This is a genomic window from Bacillus sp. P4_D3 (assembly GCF_056401855.1).
Window position 1 is genome coordinate 1 of record NZ_JBFUIN010000422.1, and the last position, 2,674, is coordinate 2,674.

A 2,674-nucleotide genomic window follows, 5' to 3' on the forward strand; every position below is an offset into this window, starting at 1 on the left:
GTTATGGATGATTTTGATCGTTCGACTTGCGATAAAAAGCTGATTGAAAGATTCGTCTGATCAGCAATTTGTTTTAATGTTAACTTACGMTCTTTTCTCAAACTCTTTATTTTTACTCCAATTAAATCGTTCACTTTTCTCCACTCCCGTTACTGACATTAATCATGATTACTATTCTAGGGAAATTTATTTAGTAAGGTGCTGGATGTAACCTCATGATGAAAATAAAAAAGTTAGTTAAGATATTTTTGAATAAATGTATTTTAATGATTAGTTTATAGATTGTTGAACTGATTAGCTATGTGAAAACCCCTTATAACTAGGTTTGGTACTACTGTCCAAATCCTAAATATAAGGAGCGCACGTTCATAAGAATAACACAATAGCCCTAATTAAAGAACGATAACAAGAAATCGATGTGCCAAAATCCACTTTTAAATGAAGTGCCACTTAAATAGTAAGTGATACTAGCTCAAAAAAGAAGAATATATCTAAAGAATATTCTGAAAATTCCATTTACAATAGAAAATCGGTGTGTTATTATCGTAAGTAATTGAAGTATCACTTCAAAAATGATTTTTAATTGAAGTGATCTATTACTAAAAAGAATAAACACTTGAGGAGAATGAAGATGAATTTTCATGGTATTTTAGTTCCGTTGGTGACCCCGTTTAAAAACGATAAAAGTTTAGATGTAGATACTTTAAAGCAATTGACTAACACATTTATTGATAAAGGTGTTAATGGTTTAGTGGTGTGTGGCACGACTGGCGAATATTACGCTTTAAATGAAGCAGAGCGTGAAACCGTTTTAAAAACTGTGGCAGAAGTGGCTAAAGGTCGCGTAACTTTAATTGCAGGTATCAATGATTTATCAACTGAAGGAGCGATTAACCGTGCCAAGCAAGCGAAAGAATTGGGTTATGAAGGCTTAATGTTATCACCAACTCCTTATAGCCTGCCTGACCAAACGGGTGTGATTGCCCATTACGAAACTGTGGCATCAGCAACCGATTTACCGATTATCATGTACAATTTTCCTGCTCGCATTGGCATTGAAATTGAGCATGACACAGTGGTGCATCTGTCTAAAAAACTGAATATTGTCGCTATTAAAGAGAGCAGTGGTGACTTTAGTCGTGCTTTACGTTTGCTGCAAACCCCATTTGAGAATTTTGAAGTGATTTGTGGCTGTGATGATCAAGCTGTAGACTTTTTCTTCTGGGGTGCGAAAAGCTGGATTGCTGGTGCAGGGAATGTGTTCCCAGAAGAGCAAGTTGCCATGTTTAATGCTGCGCAAGCTGGTGACTGGGACAAGGCTCGACAAATTATGCGTGAAATCCACCCTGCTATTCATTCAATGGAATCTGGCAACTACAACCAAAAAGCCAAACTAGGCTGCCTAAAAGGTGAAATCAACGTTGGCGCGGTACGCCTCCCATTATCTGATTTATCAGAAGAGGAAAAGGCGGAATTCTTAGCTTTCTTTAATAAATAATCTGGAGGAGAGACAAATGGCTGTATCAAGAGAACAAATTTTTGCCCTTGCTAAAGAAGGAAAGCTATGGGCAGGCAACTTAATTGATGGTTTTACGAGTTCTGCCGACAAATTAGAAAACCGAACTCCCATCGACAACAGCTTCATTGGCTATATTGCCGATGGAGATGAGCGGGATGTGGATGCGGCTGTTAAAGTGGCGAGGGAGACATTTGGAGCAGGGATTTGGAGTCAATTATCCCCTAATGAGCGTAAGAAAGTGATGATTCGCTGGGCACAATTGCTCGAAGAACATAGCGAAGAACTGGCTGCCTTAGATTGTATAGATGCTGGAAAACCGATTACCGAATGTTTAAATACTGACATGCCAGCAACGATCGATACGTTTTATTGGTACGCTGAAGCGATTGATAAACTCTTTGGCAAAGTGGCTCCTACGGGTAAAGATGCTTTGGGCTTGATTGTCACTGAACCGATTGGCGTTGTGGGTGCGGTATTACCTTGGAACTTTCCCGCGCAAATGTTTGCTTGGAAAGTGGCACCTGCATTAGCTGCAGGGAATTCAGTCATTGTGAAACCGGCGGAATTAACTCCACTCAGTGCTTACCGTATGATTGAACTTGCTTATGAAGCGGGTGTTCCAAGAGGCGCTTTAAGCTTAGTGTGTGGTTTAGGTGAAAAAGTAGGCGAGCCATTAGGGCGTCACATGGATGTGGACATTGTATCATTTACCGGTTCAACGGAAGTCGGCAGGTATTTCTTAAAATACTCAGCAGAAAGTAACCTCAAAGAAATTGTCTTAGAGTGTGGTGGCAAAAGCCCACAAGTCGTGTTTGAAGATGCTGACTTGGATGCGGCTGTTCCGCATATTTTATCAGCTGCTTTTTGGAATATGAGTGAAAACTGCAGCTGCGGTTCCCGTTTGATCGTGCATGAATCTGTCAAAGAGGAATTATTAGAAAAATTAAAGTCTGGCTTAACAAGCTGGAAATTGGGTAACCCGATGGATGAGTCAGTTGCCATTGGCCCCATGATTGAAGAAGCACACTTTAATAAAGTGAAATCGTTCTTGGATATTACGCTTCAAGAAGGGGGTAGCTTAGTTGCTGGAGGGAACATTCACAGTGATGTGGGCAGCGGCTGGTACATAGAACCAACTATTTTTGAAAATGTAAC

3 protein-coding genes are annotated in these 2,674 nt (G+C 40.0%); 2 read left to right on the forward strand and 1 reads right to left on the reverse strand.

Annotated elements, in window-relative coordinates; all coding sequences use genetic code 11:
* Positions 1-134, reverse strand: a 134-nt coding sequence (locus tag AC1DTM_RS22120; RefSeq protein WP_477000886.1) for a helix-turn-helix domain-containing protein, incomplete at its 3' end; no start/stop codon positions are given.
* A gap of 497 nt (positions 135-631) precedes the next feature.
* On the opposite strand from AC1DTM_RS22120, the gene dapA reads away from it, so the two are divergent.
* The gene (dapA, locus tag AC1DTM_RS22125) at positions 632-1,498 is read left to right on the forward strand and encodes a 4-hydroxy-tetrahydrodipicolinate synthase (RefSeq protein WP_199715628.1); all 867 of its coding nucleotides are present in this window, start codon (positions 632-634) and stop codon (positions 1,496-1,498) included.
* A gap of 16 nt (positions 1,499-1,514) precedes the next feature.
* The coding region (locus AC1DTM_RS22130; protein ID WP_477000885.1) for an aldehyde dehydrogenase family protein at positions 1,515-2,674 on the forward strand (1,160 nt) is incomplete at its 3' end.

Coding starts and splice junctions, on each gene's coding strand:
- dapA (WP_199715628.1), top strand. CDS start 632: ATGAATTTTCATGGTATTTTAGTTCCGTTGGTGACCCCGTTTAAAAAC.